The sequence below is a fragment of the Pseudomonas sp. 31-12 genome (genome assembly GCF_003151075.1).
Taxonomy (GTDB): Bacteria; Pseudomonadota; Gammaproteobacteria; order Pseudomonadales; family Pseudomonadaceae; genus Aquipseudomonas.
Map to the genome: position 1 here is coordinate 5,160,143 of NZ_CP029482.1, position 17,081 is coordinate 5,177,223.

16 protein-coding genes are annotated in these 17,081 nt (G+C 59.8%); 4 read left to right on the forward strand and 12 right to left on the reverse strand.

Annotated elements, in window-relative coordinates:
- Positions 1-144: 144 nt before the first annotated feature.
- The 3 genes from DJ564_RS24380 to DJ564_RS24390 form a co-directional block, all read right to left on the reverse strand.
- Entirely contained in the window at positions 145-1,491 is a 1,347-nt protein-coding gene (locus DJ564_RS24380) for an ATP-binding protein (protein ID WP_109633967.1), read from the reverse strand.
- Positions 1,488-2,165 (reverse strand): response regulator transcription factor, encoded by a 678-nt coding sequence (locus tag DJ564_RS24385; protein WP_109633969.1) that lies wholly within the window; start codon positions 2,163-2,165, stop codon positions 1,488-1,490. Before DJ564_RS24385 ends, DJ564_RS24380 begins: the two co-directional genes overlap by 4 nt.
- A gap of 190 nt (positions 2,166-2,355) precedes the next feature.
- Positions 2,356-2,958 (reverse strand): hypothetical protein, encoded by a 603-nt coding sequence (locus tag DJ564_RS24390; RefSeq protein WP_109633970.1) that lies wholly within the window; start codon positions 2,956-2,958, stop codon positions 2,356-2,358.
- A gap of 148 nt (positions 2,959-3,106) precedes the next feature.
- Here DJ564_RS24390 and DJ564_RS24395 point away from each other — a divergent pair, with 148 nt between their 5' ends.
- Positions 3,107-3,898 carry a dienelactone hydrolase family protein gene (locus DJ564_RS24395; protein ID WP_109633972.1) on the forward strand — a complete coding sequence of 264 codons (792 nt, stop codon included), beginning with the start codon at positions 3,107-3,109 and terminating at the stop codon, positions 3,896-3,898.
- 211 nt (positions 3,899-4,109) lie between these two features.
- Positions 4,110-4,835 (forward strand): 4'-phosphopantetheinyl transferase, encoded by a 726-nt coding sequence (locus DJ564_RS24400; protein ID WP_218277766.1) that lies wholly within the window; start codon positions 4,110-4,112, stop codon positions 4,833-4,835.
- Between the two features lie 127 nt (positions 4,836-4,962).
- On the opposite strand, the gene DJ564_RS24405 is transcribed toward DJ564_RS24400, so the two are convergent.
- From DJ564_RS24405 to DJ564_RS32580, 3 genes are all read right to left on the reverse strand, one after another.
- The gene (locus DJ564_RS24405; protein WP_109633976.1) at positions 4,963-6,573 is read right to left on the reverse strand and encodes an ATP-binding protein; all 1,611 of its coding nucleotides are present in this window, start codon (positions 6,571-6,573) and stop codon (positions 4,963-4,965) included.
- Positions 6,570-7,283: a response regulator gene (locus DJ564_RS24410; protein WP_109633978.1), complete on the reverse strand. Its 714-nt coding sequence runs from the start codon at positions 7,281-7,283 to the stop codon at positions 6,570-6,572. The genes DJ564_RS24405 and DJ564_RS24410 overlap by 4 nt, the downstream gene beginning before the upstream one ends.
- Positions 7,284-7,681: 398 nt before the next feature.
- Positions 7,682-7,816, reverse strand: a complete 135-nt coding sequence (locus tag DJ564_RS32580; RefSeq protein ID WP_256597450.1) for a hypothetical protein — start codon at positions 7,814-7,816, stop codon at positions 7,682-7,684.
- Positions 7,817-8,015: 199 nt separating this feature from the next.
- On the opposite strand from DJ564_RS32580, the gene DJ564_RS24415 reads away from it, so the two are divergent.
- Positions 8,016-10,910, forward strand: coding sequence for a ribonucleoside-diphosphate reductase subunit alpha (locus DJ564_RS24415; protein ID WP_109633979.1), 2,895 nt, complete (start codon positions 8,016-8,018; stop codon positions 10,908-10,910).
- Between the two features lie 282 nt (positions 10,911-11,192).
- On the opposite strand, the gene flgE is transcribed toward DJ564_RS24415, so the two are convergent.
- From flgE to DJ564_RS24450, 6 genes are all read right to left on the reverse strand, one after another.
- A complete protein-coding gene (gene flgE / locus DJ564_RS24425; RefSeq protein ID WP_109633984.1) occupies positions 11,193-12,506 on the reverse strand; it encodes a flagellar hook protein FlgE in 1,314 nt (437 codons plus the stop codon).
- A 31-nt stretch (positions 12,507-12,537) separates the two neighbouring features.
- Positions 12,538-13,263, reverse strand: coding sequence for a flagellar hook assembly protein FlgD (gene flgD, locus DJ564_RS24430; protein WP_109633985.1), 726 nt, complete (start codon positions 13,261-13,263; stop codon positions 12,538-12,540).
- A 15-nt stretch (positions 13,264-13,278) separates the two neighbouring features.
- The gene (gene flgC / locus DJ564_RS24435; RefSeq protein ID WP_010457154.1) at positions 13,279-13,722 is read right to left on the reverse strand and encodes a flagellar basal body rod protein FlgC; all 444 of its coding nucleotides are present in this window, start codon (positions 13,720-13,722) and stop codon (positions 13,279-13,281) included.
- A 3-nt stretch (positions 13,723-13,725) separates the two neighbouring features.
- Positions 13,726-14,133: a flagellar basal body rod protein FlgB gene (gene flgB, locus DJ564_RS24440; RefSeq protein WP_109633987.1), complete on the reverse strand. Its 408-nt coding sequence runs from the start codon at positions 14,131-14,133 to the stop codon at positions 13,726-13,728.
- A 269-nt stretch (positions 14,134-14,402) separates the two neighbouring features.
- Positions 14,403-15,230: a protein-glutamate O-methyltransferase CheR gene (cheR, locus tag DJ564_RS24445; RefSeq protein ID WP_010457158.1), complete on the reverse strand. Its 828-nt coding sequence runs from the start codon at positions 15,228-15,230 to the stop codon at positions 14,403-14,405.
- 46 nt (positions 15,231-15,276) lie between these two features.
- Complete coding sequence (locus tag DJ564_RS24450) at positions 15,277-16,209, reverse strand: chemotaxis protein CheV (RefSeq protein ID WP_109633989.1); 933 nt, start codon at positions 16,207-16,209, stop codon at positions 15,277-15,279.
- An 82-nt stretch (positions 16,210-16,291) separates the two neighbouring features.
- On the opposite strand from DJ564_RS24450, the gene flgA reads away from it, so the two are divergent.
- On the forward strand, positions 16,292-17,053 hold the full coding sequence (gene flgA / locus DJ564_RS24455; RefSeq protein WP_109633991.1) for a flagellar basal body P-ring formation chaperone FlgA: 762 nt from the start codon (positions 16,292-16,294) through the stop codon (positions 17,051-17,053).
- Positions 17,054-17,081: the final 28 nt, after the last annotated feature.

Here is a 17,081-nt window from a genome sequence, read left to right on the forward strand (position 1 = left end):
TTGTAGTGAATGGGCCGACCTCATCGCGGGCAAGCCCGCTCCCACAGGTTTCGAGTCTGAACACAAAATTTGTGGACGACATATCCCCCTGTGGGAGCGGGCTTGCCCGCGATGAAGCCCGCAAGAACACCATCAAATACCGGATCAAACCACCGGAAAATGAATCCGGAACGCCGCCCCGCCCATCGGCGAATCCCCTAGCGTCAGCTTCGCGCTGTAGCTCTCGATAATGTCCTTCACCACCGCCAACCCGATCCCCTGCCCCGGATGCTGGCGATCGAGCCGCTCGCCCCTTTGCAGAATCCGCGCGCGCTGATCGGGCGGCACGCCCGGCCCGTCATCTTCAACGCACAGCTCAACGCCGCTCAGGGTTTCGCGCACGCTGATGCGCACTTCGCTCAGGCACAGCCGATAGGCGTTTTCCAGCAGGTTGCCCATCATTTCCAACAGCGCGCCTTGCTCGATCGGCACGTAGCACTGATCCGGCAGATCGAAAGCGACGCGCACGCGTTTGTCGCGGTAGACCTTGTCCAGCGTGTCGCACAGGCTTTGCAGCACCGGTTGCAGGCGCACTTGGTGGCGCACCAAGCCGCTTTTGCGCAGGCTGGCGCGTTGCAGTTGATAGCCGATCTGCTGGCTCATGCGTTCGATCTGGGTTTGCAGCACCCAGGCCTGATCGCGGTCTTCCGGGCGTTGGGCCATGTCTTCGCTGACGCCTTGCAGCACGGTCAGCGGGGTTTTCAGGCTGTGGGCCAGGTCGTCGAGGGAGTCGCGGTAGCGGCTGCGCTGTTCGCGTTCGCTGTGCAGCAAGCGGTTGAGGGAGCCGGTCAGGCGCAGCAGCTCGCGCGGGTGTTGTTCGCTGAGGCTTTCGCGGGCGCCGCTTTCGATTTCATCGAGTTCCTGACTGAGCCGCCGCAAGGCTTGCAGACCCCAGGTCAGGCCGATCCACAACAGCGCCAGCAGCACCAGCAATGCGGCGCCGAAACCGAGGTAGAGGTTTTCGCGCAGGCCTTCGAGGGTGACTTCGTATTCGTGCACCGGTTGCAGGGCGACGATGCTGAACGCCGCGCTTTTGCCGCCGAGCAGTTTGACTTCGACGTCGTAGACGAAGAATTCCTGACCGTCGGCCTCGCTAATGCGCGCGAACTCATTGCCGCGTCCGTCGTAACGCGGTTTGTAGTTGATCTTCTCTTCGCCGGTGGCCTTCGAGCGCCAGACCAAATGACCTTCGCGGTCATAGATGTAGCCGAGCAAGCGGCTGTCAGTCAGGTTGAAGCGCTCATCGGGCAACTGCGCCGGCATCTGCAGGGCGTTGTTTTCGATCCGCGCGGCGGAAATCAACGTGTTTACGTCCGACGCCAGGCGTTGCTCGATGGAATCCTGCAACGCCAGGCTGAACGCGCCCTGCATCGCTGGCAGCAACGCCAGCATGAACAGCACCGCCAGGGTGGCGGCGGCAAGCATCAAGCGGACACGAAGGGAGCGAATCAACTGCAGCGCTCATTGAACAGGTAGCCGAGGCCACGCACGGTGTCGATCGGTTTGAAACCTGCCGGACCTTCGAGTTTGCGGCGCAGACGGCCGACCAGCACTTCGATGACGTTCGGATCGCGCTCGTCGTCGTCCGGATAGAGCTGCTCCATCAAGCGGTCCTTGGCCACCACTTGCTGGTGATGGCGCATCAGGTACTCGAGGATTCGGTACTCGTAGGCGGTCAGCGCCAGCGGTTGTTCATCGAGGGACGCCTGTTTGCGATTGAGGTCCAGCAGCAGCGGCCCGGCGACGATGGTCGACTGGGTGAAGCCGCTGGAGCGGCGCAGCAAGGCATTCAGGCGTGCGTCGAGTTCTTCGAACTGGAACGGCTTGACCACGTAATCGTCGGCGCCGGCGGCAAGGCCTTCGACCTTGTCCTGCCAGTTGCCGCGCGCGGTGAGGATCAGGATCGGGAAGGTCTTGCCGCGCGAGCGCAGTTGGCGGATCAGGTCGAGCCCGCTCATGCCCGGCAGGCCGAGGTCGATCACCGCCAGGTCGTGGTTGAACTGCTCGGTCTGGTACAGCGCCTCTTCGGCGTTGGCCACGGACTCGACCACGTGGCCGCTGTCCGTCAGGCGGGTTTGCAGGTGATGGCGCAACAGCGCTTCATCTTCGACGACCAGCAGTTTCATAACGCTCTCCTAGGCAAATCGTTTTCTCCAGCAGCACAGCTTTCAGTCATAGCGCAGAACCTGTGGGAGCGGGCTTGCCCGCGATAGCGATCTGGCTGACACATTAATAGTGAATGTGCCGCCGCTATCGCGGGCAAGCCCGCTCCCACAGGGATTGCGCTTAACTGTCTGGCATTCGCGCATCCCTTTATCAGAAAGCGTAGTTGGCCGACAGGTAGGTCTGGGCGCTGCTGGTCAGGTCCAGCGAACCCTGTTTGCTGCCGCCGCGCTCGCTCATTTCGGTGCTGGCGTTGCTGCGCAGGTAACGGTAACCCATCTCGACCGAGGTGTTTTGCGACACTTGCTGCAATACGCCGACCTGGCCGCCAATGGCGTAACCGATGTTGCTGTCGCGGCTGAAACCCGGGGACTCCTGGGTCATTTTGGTCAGACCGGCCGTGGCACCACCGAACAACTTGGTGCTGCCGCCCACCGGGTAGAACAGATCGTAACTGCCCAACAGGTTTTCCTGACGCAGTTTAATGCCATTGTGCGAGCCCGACACGTTATCGTAAGTGGCGTAGTAGCGGCCCTCGCTGTTTTGCTGGCCCAGACGCACACCCCAGGTGGTGTCCTTGCCGATCACGCCGTCGGCGTTCGGGTGGTTGAGGTTGTCGTTCAGGGCGTGGGACTTTTTGACCTTGTCGCTGGTCTGTCCAAGAGTAAGGCTGGCGAAATTATCGTTGGAGGCGAAAGCTGCAGTGCTCGCGCCCATGACGGTGAAAGCCAGAAGCAGTTTTTTGAAGTGAGTCATTGGGGAATTTCCTCATGCGCTATTTGCTTTTTGGGTACGGGGCAAGGTTACTCACCCCGCCCTGAACTCCCCCTGAACGCACTCTGAACCTGAGCTGAACCAACTCCACCCGGCTGTTTTAATGACTTTTATGCAGGAGCATCCGACCATGCGCGTTTTCCTCGTCCTCGTCTTACTGGCCTTGAGCGGGCTCGGCCAAGCCGCGATCAAGACTCAGGAAATCCCCTATCAGAGCCCCGACGGCACCCAGCTGATCGGCTATTACGCTTACGACGACGCTATAAAAGGACAACGTCCGGGCGTGGTCGTGGTGCACGAATGGTGGGGCCTCAACGATTACACCAAGCGCCGCGCCCGCGATCTGGCCGGCCTGGGTTACAGCGCGCTGGCCATCGACATGTATGGCGATGGCAAGAACACCGAGCATCCCAAGGACGCCATGGCCTTCATGCAAGCGGCGTTGAAGGACAGTGCCGCGTCCAGCGCCCGCTTCCAGGCCGGGCTCGATTTGCTGAAGAAACAGCCACAGACCAATCCGGATAAAGTCGCCGCCATCGGTTACTGCTTCGGTGGTGCCGTGGTACTGAATGCCGCACGTCAGGGTGTGCCACTGGCGGGCGTGGTGAGTTTCCACGGGGCGCTGGCGACCAAAACACCTGCAACGCCCGGCAGTGTGAAGGCGAAGATTCTGGTGGAGCACGGGGCGCTGGACAGCATGGTGACGGCGGATAACGTCGCGGCGTTCAAGGCCGAGATGGACAAGGCCGGGGCTGACTATCAGTTCGTCAACCTGGAGGGTGCCAAGCATGGGTTCAGCAATCCGGATGCGGATCGGTTGGGCCATGGCGATCATGGCGGGCCGGATATCGGGTACAGCAAGGCGGCGGATGAAAAGTCCTGGGCGGATATGCAGGCGTTCTTCAAGAAGATTTTTGGCTGAAAAGGTAGCCCCTATGGCTAGGGGCTTTTGTGGTGAGGGGATTTATCCCCGTTGGGTGGCGAAGCCGCCCCAAAACCTGCAACCGCATTTCAGCAGGGGCACCGCGATTGCCGGGTTTACGACTGCTGCGCAGCCGAGCGGGAGCAAGCTCCCTCGGCACAAACGCGGTTGCCACTACCCAGCCTGAGAGCAACCCGGCAAAATGCCCGCCATGAATCCCGTCCCCGCCCTACCCATCTGCTGCACCCCGCTCGATGCCCATTGGCCGCTGCCGTTTGTGCTGCCCGATACGGTGCTGTTGAGCACGCACTTCGACACCTCGCAACTGGCCAGCGATGATTTCCAGCGCAGCGCCATCGAGCCGCCGGCGAGCATCCAGCGTTCGGTGGCCAAGCGTCAGGCTGAGTTTCTGGCCGGTCGGGTTTGCGCCCGGGCGGCGTTGCAGCAGTTGGAAGGGTTGAGTTTCAGCCCGGCCATCGGTGAAGACCGCGCGCCGGTGTGGCCCGCGCACATCACTGGCTCGATCACCCACAGCACCGGTCGGGCGGCGGCGATTGTGGCCAATAAGACCCACTGGCGCGGGTTGGGGATGGACCTGGAAAACCTGCTCAACCCTGAACGGGCCGAGCGCCTGGCCGGGGAAATCCTCACCCCGGCGGAGTTGCAACGCATGGCCGCAGGCCCCCGTGATCAGTTGGCGATGTGGGTGACGTTGACGTTTTCGGTGAAGGAGAGTTTGTTCAAGGCGCTGTATCCGATTGTTCGGCAGCGGTTTTATTTTGAGCATGCTGAAGTGCTGGAATGGACCGAGACGGGTGAAGTGCGGCTGCGATTGCTGACCGACCTGTCCAGTGAGTGGCGCAATGGCACTGAGCTGGATGCGCAGTTTGCGGTAGTGGATGGGCAGTTGTTGAGTCTGGTCAGTATCAAGGCCTGAAGATTTTTGGCGTTTGCCAAGGGCCTCTTCGCGAGCAAGCCCGCTCCCACACTGGATCTATGCCACACCGAAAATCCCTGTGGGAGCGGGCTTGCTCGCGAAGGGGCCAGCACCGACACCAATTATGTCACCGCCTCTCCTGATTCCGCGGCCAACTCAGGCTGAAACACGCCCCGCCCAGACTCTTGCTCTTGCTGATCAACGCTCGCCCGTCATGCCAGTGGATAATCCGCCGCACGATCGACAACCCCAGCCCATGCCCACCCGACGCGCGGGTACGGCTGTCATCCAGACGCAGGAACGGCGTGAAGATTTTCTCCCACGCCGACTCCGGCACGCCCGGTCCGTCATCTTCGATGTCCACCCGGCAACGCTGCTGCCCCACCTGATAACTGACGGTCACCCGCGACGAGGCATGGCGCATGGCGTTGCTCACCAGGTTCTGGATAGCCCGGTGTAAATAGCGCGGTTCGGCCTCGACCCAGGCGTCGTCGCAATCGGCAGCCGACAAACACAAACCGCGCTGCACGGTGACGTCGGCGCGCAGCGGTGCCAGCTCTTCGATCACTTGATTGACCAAGGCATCCAGATCGATCCGCTGGAAATTCAGCGCCGGAGAACCCTGCTCCAGCCGCGCATAGGTCAGCATCTCGTCGACGAGCTTGTCGAGGTCCTCGATGTCGTGATCCATGCCTTCGCGGTATTTCTCCAGCGCCTGCGGTGTGGTGGCCGAGCCGATCATCTCCAGGCCAAAACGCAGGCGTGCCACCGGGGTGCGCAATTCGTGAGACACAGCGCGCACCAGTTCACGCTGGATCGCCAGCAACTGTTGCAAGTGCTCGGCCATGCCATTGAACGCTGAAGCCAGTCGTCCCACCGAGTCAGCGCCGCGGGCCGGCACGCGGGTTTCCAGGCTGCCCTTGGCGATGCGCGTGGCGGCGGCTTCGAGGCCACGCAAGCGGCGCTCAAGTTGTCGCACCAATAGATAGACGATCAAACCGATCAGACTCAAACCGAGGGCCGCGATCAGCACCAGCCATTCCGGTGGATACGGATTCATCTGATACAGCGGGCCGATTTCCAAAACCCACGGCGTGCCGACCATGCCGGCAAACACGCGGATCGAGTCGCCGCCCTTGCCCAGCGCCATCACCGTGTCGCCTTCGGAGATCCGGCGGCTCTGGTCTTCGTCCATGTCCGCCTGGTCGACGGTAACCAGCCGCAAGTCGAAACCGAAGCCCTTGTCTTGTTTCAGTTGCGCCAGGCGCTTGGGCTGCTCGGCCACCGGCACGCGCACCAATTCGTCGGCCAGCAGGTAGATAGTCGCTCGCGCCAGTTGCTCACTGATCTGTTGAACCTCGCCCGTGAGAACAAGCTGTTCCTTGTCGCTGACCAGTCGATACACCTTCGCCGCATGCGGGCCGGTCTGTTCCACCAGCGCCTGACCGCGCAGCACGCGGGTGCGCTGCGTCAGGTCGAGGTCGGTCTGGGCAAAGGTCTTCAGCGCCAAGGGAATCCCGAGCAAACGTTCCCACACCAGCAAGGCTCGGTGGCGCTCGGTTTCGTTCATCGGATTGAGGTTGTCGGCCATCAGCGAAAAGGTGCCGTGGGCCAGGCGCTCGCGATATTGCTCGCTGCGCACCTGATTGAGCAGGTGCAAAGCCAGTACGCCGAGCACCGCGACCAGAATCAGCGCCGCGCACATGCCGCCGTAGATGCGCAGGAAGATCGAGTTCACAGGGTGCAGGCTTCCGGAACGAATAGATAACCCTTGCTGCGGATGGTTTTGATCAGTCGCGGATGCTCCGGATCGTCACCGATTTTCGGGCGGATGCGCGAGATGCGCACGTCGATGGAGCGGTCCTGGCCGTCATAGCCGATGCCGCGCAGCGCGGTGAAAATCTCTTCCCGGGACAGGATGCGCCCGGCGTTGGCCACCAGCAGCCACAGCAGATCAAATTCGGCGCTGGTCAGTTCGATGCCGTTGTCATTCAGCCAGGCCTCGCGCAAGGCGTTGTCCACCACCAGCGGGCCGAACTGCAGGCGTCGTTGTTTTTCCGGGGCCACTTCAGGGGCTTCGCTGCGGCGCAACAGGGCCTGGATGCGCGCCAGCAGCAGGCGTGGACGCACGGGTTTGCACACGTAATCGTCGGCGCCCAGGTCGAGGCCGAGGATCTGGTCGGTGTCGTCGGTGCGGGCGGTGAGCATCAGGATCGGGCCGTCATATTTGTCGCGGACCTTGCGGCAGATGCTCAGGCCGTCTTCGCCGGGCAGCATCAGGTCGAGGATCACCAGGTCTGGTTTCTCGTTAATGATGCGGGCCGCGGCCAGGGCGCCATTGCCCTCGATCGATACGCGCAGGCCATTGGCTTCCAGGTAATCGCGGGTCAGTTCGGCCAGACGCTGGTCGTCCTCCACAATCAATACCTGCCAGGCTTCTTGCTCCACGGTGACCTCTGCTTGCCAACAACACTTATAAGGAAGGATCCACCCGTCTTTTTGTAATGATTGGGGAGGATAAGAATGCATACACACTGGCCGATTGTATAAACGCCGAACGCCGAGAACACAAGCCGGCAAATGCGTTCGGACAACCCGGTTTTTTGTGATAGGGTTCGCGCCCTTAAAAATCCGAATGACTGTTTTCGATCGCTGAAAATCAGTGGAAAACAGTCCGCTCCAGCTAGGTCGCGGCCTACACGCCCGTTCCACCTTTCACACACAATTTACGCACAGGTTTATCCACAGGTAGTACGTTGCAACACCCTCCAAAACGCATTATCTTGTAGCACGGCGCCAAAAAAACCCTACATGTAGGGTTTTGACATAAAAAGCCCAACCACATTTCAGACCAGAAACTCAAGCGCTTTATTGCTGTTTCCGGTTGAACCAAGCGTGATTTTGAAAGCCCAAACCGCACCTGCGGATGGCACCGTTTTTTTAGGCCGGAACAGCCGGAACGGTACGGGTGTTGCAGTCATTACTGTCACCCTGAATGGAATCCGGTTTCGGGCCCTGGCTCGCGACCAAAGACTTCGGCAAGGAAGCGGCATCATTAGCCTTTTCCTACTGTCCCGAAGTTGTTATGCCCGACGCCCGTCGGTTGTAGTGCTTCAGGACAGAACGGTGGGCACCATGAAGGTGCTCAAACAAACATAGAGAATGTGGAGACACTCCCCCATGCAAACCGACACAACTCGCGAGAACCCGCAGGGCACCTTGCCGCAGGCCGCTGATTCGACTTCGGATCTGTCCGCCACCGCGCCTGGCCAACTGCGCGTGATCAAGCGTAACGGCACTGTCGTTCCTTACACCGATGACAAGATCACCGTCGCGATCACCAAAGCGTTTCTCGCAGTTGAGGGCGGCACCGCTGCTGCCTCGTCGCGAATCCATGACACCGTTGCCCGCCTGACCGAACAAGTCACCGCGACCTTCAAGCGTCGCATGCCGTCGGGCGGCACCATCCACATCGAAGAAATCCAGGACCAGGTCGAACTGGCCCTGATGCGTGCCGGCGAGCAGAAAGTAGCCCGCGACTACGTGATCTACCGTGACGGTCGTTCGAAAGAACGCGCTGCCCACGCACCAGCTGAAGAAGCCGTCAACGCTCACCCGTCGATCCGCATCACCCGCGCCGATGGCACCTTTGCTCCTCTGGACATGGGCCGCCTGAACACCATCGTCACCGAAGCGTGCGAAGGCCTGGAAGAAGTCGACGGCGACCTGATCCAGCGCGAAACCCTGAAAAACCTGTACGACGGCGTGGCCCTGACCGACGTCAACACCGCCCTGGTGATGACCGCCCGTACCCTGGTCGAGCGTGAGCCGAACTACTCGTTCGTCACCGCCCGCCTGCTGATGGACACCCTGCGTGCCGAAGGCCTGAGCTTCCTGGAAGTTGCCGAAAGCGCGACCCACCACGAAATGGTCGACCTGTACGCCAAGGCGCTTCCAGCCTATATCGCGAAAGGTATCGAATTCGAATTGCTGAACCCGATCCTGGCCACCTTTGACCTGGAAAAACTCGGCAAGGCGATCAACCACGAGCGCGATCAGCAGTTCACGTACCTGGGCCTGCAAACCCTGTACGACCGTTACTTCATCCACAAGGACGGTATCCGCTTCGAACTGCCGCAGATCTTCTTCATGCGCGTGGCCATGGGCCTGGCGATCGAAGAGAAGCAGAAAGAAGACCGTGCGATCGAGTTCTACAACCTGTTGTCGTCCTTCGACTACATGTCGTCGACCCCGACCCTGTTCAACGCCGGCACCCTGCGTCCACAGCTGTCGAGCTGCTACCTGACCACCGTGCCGGATGACCTGTCGGGCATCTACCACGCGATCCACGACAACGCCATGTTGTCGAAATTCGCCGGCGGCCTGGGCAACGACTGGACCCCGGTTCGTGCCTTGGGTTCGTACATCAAGGGCACCAACGGCAAATCCCAGGGCGTTGTGCCGTTCCTGAAAGTAGTGAACGACACCGCCGTTGCCGTTAACCAGGGTGGCAAGCGCAAAGGCGCTGTCTGTGCCTACCTGGAAACCTGGCACATGGACATCGAAGAGTTCATCGAGCTGCGCAAGAACACCGGTGATGATCGTCGTCGTACCCACGACATGAACACCGCCAACTGGATCCCTGACCTGTTCATGAAGCGCGTCTTCGATGACGGCAAGTGGACCCTGTTCTCGCCATCCGAAGTGCCGGACCTGCACGACCTGACCGGCAAGGCCTTCGAAGAGCGTTACGAGTACTACGAAGCCCTGACCGAGTACCCGGGCAAGGTCAAACTGTTCAAGACCATCCAGGCCAAAGACCTGTGGCGCAAAATGCTGTCCATGCTGTTTGAAACCGGCCACCCGTGGCTGACCTTCAAAGACCCGTGCAACCTGCGCAGCCCGCAGCAGCACGTCGGCGTGGTTCACAGCTCGAACCTGTGCACCGAGATCACCTTGAACACCAACAAGGACGAGATCGCCGTTTGCAACCTGGGCTCGATCAACCTGCCGAACCACATCGTCAACGGCAAGCTGGACACCGCCAAGCTGGAACGCACCGTGAACACCGCCGTTCGCATGCTCGATAACGTGATCGACATCAACTACTACTCGGTGCCACAAGCGAAGAACTCCAACTTCAAGCACCGTCCGGTCGGTCTGGGCATCATGGGCTTCCAGGACGCTTTGTACCTGCAGCACATTCCTTACGGTTCCGACGCGGCCGTCGAGTTCGCCGACAAGTCGATGGAAGCGGTCAGCTACTACGCGATCCAGGCTTCCTGCGACCTGGCCGACGAGCGCGGCGCCTACGAGACGTTCCAGGGTTCGCTGTGGTCCAAAGGCATCCTGCCGCTGGATTCGCAACAGATCCTGATCGAGCAACGTGGCCAGAAGTACATCGATGTTGACCTGAACGAATCCTTGGACTGGGCACCGGTTCGTGCCCGTGTGCAGAAAGGCATTCGTAACTCCAACATCATGGCCATCGCACCGACCGCGACCATCGCCAACATCACTGGCGTCTCGCAGTCGATCGAACCGACCTACCAGAACCTCTACGTGAAATCGAACCTGTCGGGCGAATTCACCGTGATCAACCCGTACCTGGTTCGCGACCTGAAGGCTCGCGGTTTGTGGGACTCGGTCATGATCAACGACCTGAAGTACTACGACGGTTCGGTGCAACAGATCGAGCGCATTCCGCAAGAACTCAAAGAGCTCTACGCGACCGCGTTCGAAGTGGACACCAAGTGGATCGTTGATGCGGCAAGCCGTCGTCAGAAGTGGATCGACCAGGCTCAGTCGCTGAACCTGTACATCGCTGGCGCTTCGGGCAAGAAGCTGGACGTGACCTACCGCATGGCCTGGTACCGTGGTCTGAAAACCACTTACTACCTCCGTGCCCTGGCCGCGACCAGCACCGAGAAGTCGACCATCAACACCGGCAAGCTGAACGCTGTTTCCAGCGGCGGCAACCACGGTGAAGATTCGGTCCTGGCAGCGCCTGCCGGCCCTGCTCCAGTGCCGAAGGCTTGCGCCATCGACGAGCCGGATTGCGAAGCTTGCCAATAAGCTGAGCCGGTGAGCGCCGCAAGGCGCTGACCTGGAAACCCCCGATCAGTCCTCTGGATTGTCGGGGGTTTTCTTTTGCCTCAGGGAAAGTGGTGGCTGCACTGACGCCTTCGCGGGCAAGCCCGCTCCCACACTGGATCGATGTTTCACGCAAATCCCCTGTGGGAGCGGGCTTGCTCGCGAAGAGGCCATCACTGAAAACGCAACATTTGGCACCCAAGACAAATCCCGGCCATAAAAAACCCCTCTTGCGAGGGGTTCTTTATGCAGCGCTATCAAGCATCAAGTCATCTGAATGATGGTCTGCATGATGGTGCTCTGGGTGGAGATGGTCTTGGCGTTCGCCTGGTAGTTGCTCTGCGCCTTGATCAAATCAACCAGTTCGTTGGTCAGGTTGACGTTGGACTCTTCCAGGGAGTTGGACACCACCGCACCCAGCGTACCGGTTTTCGGAGCATCGACACCCGCCTCGCCCGAGGCGAAGGTTTCTTTCCAACGCGTACCACCGATTGGCTGCAGGCCTTGTTCGTTGGCAAAGCTCGCGACCGCTACCTGGCCGATGGCCTTGGTTTGCTGGTTGCTGAAATTGGCGGTCATTACACCGGTTTCGTCGATGGTCAGGCTGGAGATCTGGCCAGTCGCGTAACCGTCCTGAAACTGCTGGGTACGGGCAGTCGGCGAATTGTAAGAGGTGGTCTTGGTCATGTCGAAGGACAGGCCGCCAGTGGCCGCAACCGCACCGTTAGGGCCCCAGACTTTCGGCGTCACGTTGGCATTGGTCACCACGCCCGGCACCCAACCGGTCAACTGGAAGACTTTACCGGTCACAGCAAAGCCGGGACTGCCGGTCATGGTGTTGACGGTACCGTCAGAGTTGAAGGTCACGTTGGCCGTCACTGGCACCGGTGGCTCGGTGGCCGGGTTGGAAGGCGAACGACCGTCCACGTAGCTGTATACGGTCCACGCGTTGGTACCGGTTTTCACGTAGTACTGGTCCAGGTTGTGCTGGTTACCCTGGCTGTCGTAGATATGCGTGGAGATCGGCTTGGTGTAGCTCAATGGCTCGGCCGGGTTGAACGGTGTAACGGTCGGCAGGGCTTCCGAGGAGTTCAGGTTAATCGTCTGGTCGAGGCGAGTGGTCGCCTTTGGCGACAGGCTCGAGGTGTCGATTTTCAGATCGGTCAACACGCCATTGATGATCTTGCCGTTGTCATCGACGCCGTAACCTTGCAGGCGGTTGCCGTTGTTGTCGACCACGTAGTTTTCGGCGTCAGTCTTGAATGCACCGGCACGGGTGTAGCTCAGGGAACCGTTGTCGCTGAGGATGAAGAAACCGCTGCCCTGGATGCCCATGTCCAGCACGTTGCCGGTGTTGTTCACGTCGCCCTGGCCGAACTGCTGGGAAACGTTGGCCAGACGCACGCCGTTGCCGACGGTCTTGCTGCCGGTACCCAGGCGCGTGGCCGAGTACACGTCTTCGAACTCTGCACGGGACGATTTGAAACCGGTGGTCGCGACGTTGGCGATGTTGTTGCCGGTCACGTCCAGTTGTTTGTTGGCTGCATAGAGACCGCTAAGGCCGATATTGAAAGACATATTCCACTCCTTTGTGCCGTGTTAGTCGGCTCTATATACCAATGGTCTGTACTTTGGACAGGGCGATACTGCCCAGGCCTGCGAGGTTCAGCATCAACTCACCGCCGGTCTGGCTGATGGTCACGCTGTTGACGGTGGCCGGCAGGTAAGTCACCAGCGCGGTCGCCTTGCTGTCGTAAGTCGCGGTGGCGGCGAATTTGTAAGTGCCAGCCTTGGCCACTTCGCCCGCATCGTTCTTGCCGTCCCAGATGAAGCTGGCGTTGCCGGCATTCTGGCTGCCCAGGTCGAGGGTGCGGACCACTTTGCCATCGGCATCGGTGATCTTGACCACGACCGGATCGACCGATGCCGGTACCACGGCCGTGCCGTTGAAGCTCTTGGAGGTATCGACGACCGCTGTGTCGGTCTGCGCGACCACCGAGCGGCCCACCAGCGAAGACGCTTGCAGCGCCTGCGAGGAGTTGTAGTTGCCGGCAATGCCGCTGACCGTATCGTTCAGCGTGGTGATGCCTTCCAGGCTACTGAACTGTGCCAGTTGCGCGACAAAGTCACCGTTGTCCTGAGGCTCGAGCGGGTTCTGGTTCTTCAGCTGGGTGACCAGCAACTGCAGGAACGCATCCTTGCCCAACGCCTGCTTGCCGGTGGCGCTGTTCGTCGCCGAGGCCAGGCCGTCGCTGCTGGTGTTATTGGTCTTGACCGAAGAATTGGCCAGGACGTCCTTGATGCTCACGCCGCTGGTGGTATCGGTAACACTCATCTGAGTCGCCCCTTATCACTGACCGAGGGTCAGGACCTTCTGCATCATGGTTTTGGCGGTGTTCATCATTTCGGCGTTGGTCTGGAACGAACGACTGGCGGAAATCATGTCGGCCATTTCTTCGACGACGTTGACGTTCGGGTAGTAGACGTAGCCCTTGGCATCGGCGGCCGGATGGTTCGGCTCGTAACGCGCGTCAAGGTTGCTCTGATCTTCGACCACGCCCAGCACTTGCACGCCTTGACCGGCGGCATCCTGGTTCTGGAACAGCGAATCGCTGCCGCCGCTCTGGCCGCCCTGGAACATGGTGGCGAACACCGGGTGACGGGCGCGATAGGTCTGGTCGATGCTCGACGAGACGGTTTCGGCGTTGGCGATGTTCGAAGCCACGGTGTTCAAGCGAGTGGTCTGGGCGCTCATGCCGCTACCGGCAATGTTGAAAACACTGGATAGAGACATGAATTACTCTCCGCGCAGGGCTGACACCAGCCCTTTGAATTTGCTGTTGAGCAGGGTGAAGCTGGCCTGGAAGCCCACGGCGTTTTCCGCGTAGTTCGACTGTTCCAGTTGGGCGTCCACGGTGTTCTGGTCGATCGATGGCTGCATCGGCGTGCGATACATCAGCGACTCGTCGCCATTGCCCAGGCCTTCGGCCTCGATATGGCGGTTGTTGGTCATGTTCAAGGCAAACGTACCGCCCTTGGATTTCTCGTTCTGTGCGGCGAGCACTTTGGAGAATTCCAGGTCCCGAGCCTTGTAGTTCGGGGTGTCGGCGTTGGCGATGTTGTTGGCCAGGACTTCGGCACGCTGGGCGCGGAAGCCCAGGGCTTGTTCGTGGATACCGAGCGCTTTATCGAAGCTGATGCTCATGTCGGGAAACCTTCGGGTGACCTGATTTTTCGTAACAGAGACATAGCAAGCCGCGTGCCAATTCAAAAAAGCCCGGAAACCGGGGCTTTGCGGGCAGTAGCAAGGCGGCAATGCCAGAAAAGCGGCAACCGATTTCCGCCGTCTGCCGCTTTTCTGCCGCTTATCACTGGCAACGACTATCCAAATGTGGGAGCGGTGTTTGCGGGAAATCATCAGGCAAAAAAAACGGGAGCCGCTGGGGCTCCCGTTTTTTTGATGCCGCCAACGAATCACTTCGCCTGGTAAATAATCCCCGGGCTGCACTGGACCATCTGGTAATGATCCGGCAAACCGTTCAGCGCTTCGGAGGCGCCGAGGAACAGATAACCGCCCGGCTTGAGCGTGCTGTGAATGCGCAACAGGATGTCTTTCTTCACCTCGGCGGAGAAGTAGATCAGCACGTTGCGGCAGAACACGATGTCGAACTTGCCCAGGGCCGCGTAGCTGTCCAGCAGGTTGAACGAGCGAAACTCCACACGGCTCTTGATCGGCGCCTTGATGGCCCAGCGACCAGGCCCCTTGGGGTCGAAGTAACGCTGAAGGCGCTCGGGCGACAGACCACGGCCGATGGCCAGGCTGTCGTACTCGCCGGTCTTGCAGTTGGTGAGCATGGTGCCGGACAGATCGGTCGCGACAATTTGCGCGCCCATCTTCAACTGGCCCATGTTGACCCGCTCGAACTCGTCGATGGACATCGACAGCGAATACGGTTCCTGACCCGACGAGCACGCCGCCGACCAGATCCGCAGACGCTGGCCGGGGGCCGCCTTGATCGCTTCGGGCAGCACCTTGTTCTTCAAGACTTCAAACGGATAGGTGTCACGAAACCACAGGGTTTCGTTGGTGGTCATGGCATCCACCACCATCTCGCGCAAACCGCTGCGCGGCTGGGTCTGGATGCGCTGGACCAGCTCACCCAGGGACTTGATGCCTTGCTGCTCCATCAGTTTGTTGAGACGGCTCGAGACCAGGTACTGCTTGTTTTCACCGAGCAAAATGCCACAGGCTTTTTCCAGGAATACCCGGAACTGTTCGAAATCCAAATTACCCGTAGACAAAGATGCCGCCTCTTAAATCGTGTTAACCACCAGGGGCAGAAGGCCCCTAGCTGATATCTGCTGCTTTGATCCGGTCGACTACCCGGGATGCCAGGTCATCAGGGCGGAATTTGGCAAGGAAGTCATCTGCGCCGACTTTCTTGACCATCGCCTGATTGAATACACCCGACAACGAAGTATGCAGGATGATATGAAGCTTTTGCATGCGCGGGTCGCTGCGGATCTCGGCCGTCAGGGTGTACCCGTCCATTTCCGGCATCTCGATGTCGGAAATCATCATCAGGAACTCTTCTTCCGGCTTCTTGCCCTCATCGACCAGCTTGCGCAAGTAATCCAGCGCTTGCCTGCCGTCGTTCAACGCCACCACTTCGACGCCAACCGTCTGCAGGCAACGGCTCACCTGCTTGCGCGCCACCGACGAGTCATCGACCGTCAATACCCGCAATGACAACGCCTTGTGCTGGGTTTCGACATCCACTACGCCGACCGAAATCGCTTCCGGTGTCGGCGCCACTTCCGCCAGCACTTTCTCGACGTCGATGATTTCGACTAACTGATTGTCGACCCGAGTCACAGCCGTCAGGTAATGATCGCGGCCCGTGCCCTTGGGTGGCGGATGAATCTCCTCCCAGTTCATGTTGACGATGCGCTCCACCGATCGCACCAGGAAACCCTGGGTCTTGGTGTTGTACTCCGTGATGATCACGAACGGGTTGCTTTGATCTTTAAGCGCACCGGAGCCGGTCGCCATCGCCAGATCAAGAATCGGAATGGTCGCCCCCCGGATATTTGCCACACCGCACACGACAGGACTGGACTTGGGCATCAGGGTCAGCTTGGGGCATTGCAGCACCTCACGGACCTTGAACACGTTGATTCCATACAGCTGCTGGCCGTCGAGACGGAACAACAACAGCTCAAGGCGATTCTGCCCAACCAGTTGCGTGCGCTGGTTTACCGCATCCATTACACCAGCCATGCACAGACTCCTACACCAACGCTTAAGTGTGTTGCGACGCACATTTATTGCTAAACGGCACGGCGCTTGCTTTTTAACTCTTATGAACACAGAACCGACATTTTTCCGACGCCTGACATCAACTTCCCGCAAATGGCTTTGCGCGATGTCGGCCGTTTGCCTGTTCAACGCTGGCAGCCCTGCCCTTGCTGACGCGGTTACCTTGCCTGACATACTTATCGGCGTCACTCAGGGCTTTCTTGAATTCACCGTAGAGGACTATTTGGCCACCAGTCAAACGGAAGGCCGCTATGAAATCGAGGTCAGCCAGCTCGATCCGCGATTGCGCATGCCCATGTGCGACAAGGAATTGACAGCCACGCTGGAGAGCCCTGCGACCCCGATCGGGCGGGTCACGGTCAAGGTCCGCTGCGACAGCACATCCCCCTGGACAGTCTTCGTGCCCGCTCAAGTCCGCCTGTTTCGGGACGTTGTCACAACCACACGGCCGCTCAAACGCGCCGGAGTCATTGAGCCCGGCGACGTCATGTTGCGCGAGCGGGACATCAGCCAGATCAACCAGGGTTATTTCACCTCTATGGAACAGGCTGTCGGGCAGAAACTTACCCGACCAACGGTCGCCAATCAGGTGCTGACGCTGGTCCATCTCGAACAGGCCGAAGTCATCAGCAAGGGCGATCAAGTGGTCATTACCGCCCGCAGTGGTACGCTCAGTGTGCGTATGCCGGGCGAAGCCCTGTCCAACGGCGGCTTGCGCGAACAGATTCGAGTGAAAAACCTTAACTCCCAGCGGGTCATCAAGGCGCAAGTCATGGCGCCTGGCCAGGTGGAAGTGGCCATGTAGAACGATCTGTGGGTGAAAGATGGCGCGC